This window comes from Acidisphaera rubrifaciens HS-AP3 (assembly GCF_000964365.1).
Lineage (GTDB): Bacteria > Pseudomonadota > Alphaproteobacteria > Acetobacterales > Acetobacteraceae > Acidisphaera > Acidisphaera rubrifaciens.
Window position 1 is genome coordinate 1 of record NZ_BANB01000996.1, and the last position, 1,244, is coordinate 1,244.

At 63.1% G+C, this 1,244-nt stretch carries 1 protein-coding gene; it reads right to left on the reverse strand.

The features are described from left to right. Positions 1–159: 159 nt before the first annotated feature. On the reverse strand, positions 160–1,065 hold the full coding sequence (locus B8460_RS19640; protein WP_148360732.1) for an AraC family transcriptional regulator: 906 nt from the start codon (positions 1,063–1,065) through the stop codon (positions 160–162). Positions 1,066–1,244: the final 179 nt, after the last annotated feature.

Sequence of the window (1,244 nt, forward strand, 5' to 3'; positions counted from 1 at the left end):
GCTTGACCGGCTCTTGCTGGAACGCCACGCGGGGTTTTGGAACAAAACGACCATCGCGCGTCCGGCCGGCACATCGTGATGGAACCGACCGGCCTCTCCCCGCCATGCGCATGGCGCCGCCGGCAGGTCGTAAGGAGAGCCCGTGCGGGAACGTCCGGTTCAGGCGTTCAGACGCCAACGGGCCGGCGTGGTCCCAAAATGCCTCAGGAAGTGCCGCCCAAGATGGCTTTGATCGGAGAAGCCGCAAGCCGCTGCTACCTCCGCGAGGGTCGCGTCGGATCGGGACATGAGAGCCTTCGCGCGCTCCAGCCGGCGCTTGATTATCCACTGATGCGGGGTCATGCCCAGCGATGCCTGGAACGCGCGCGCGAAGTGGCTGCACGAAAGTTGGCAATCGGCGCTCAACTCCGCGATCGAGAGGTCGCGCGACAGGTTCTGCTCGACGAAGTCCCGGACGCGCTTGAGTTGCCACGGGGCCAGTCCGGTTGACTTGCGGGTCCGGAGCGGCACGCCGGCATAGGCGTGTATGACATGCTCGTGCAGAGCAATCGCCAGGTATTCCACGAAGGCCGCCGTGGCTTCCCTTGGAGTCTTCAGGGCCGGAAGCGTGGCGAGAGCCAGGTGGTACAGAACCGCATCCGGCTGACCGAAATCGCGGGCGCGTAGGCCGGGAATGCTGCCCAGCCCCTTGTCGCGCGCAAAGAACTCGATCGAATCCTGGGGAAGCATGATGCAAATGCTGTCGTGAACTGTCTCCAGGCTGACCCGGGTCCGATCGGTCCGATCGAAGAGGTAGATCTTGCCAGGATCTTGCACGACGGACTGGCTCCGCCCGTTTATCGAGACGATCGGATACCTTGCACTGATCATCGGCACGTTGAAGATGAACCCGGGATCACGGTCCGCGGCTCGCGAAAGACCCCGCCCAGGCGCCATTTTGCGGAAATGCGTGAAAGTGACGGCCGAGTTCCCGGCGATCCGCGTGCCAACCGTTGGCGGCGGCGGTATCCTGTAGTTCGCGCTGATCTCCTCCGAGATAAACTTGGCTCGCGCGGTGGGATTCACCTCAGACCTCGACCCTTCGATTGCCGCGCATGCCTACGTTCATGTGGCTTTGGTGACGAGGCTAACTCCGTTGGTGTTGCACAACAACGAATTCATACCAGCCCTCAATGAGCTTGACCCATGGCCTTTGAGGCTCACGGCGCGCTTACTGCGGCGGCGGCGGTCATCGCGTCTGCTCG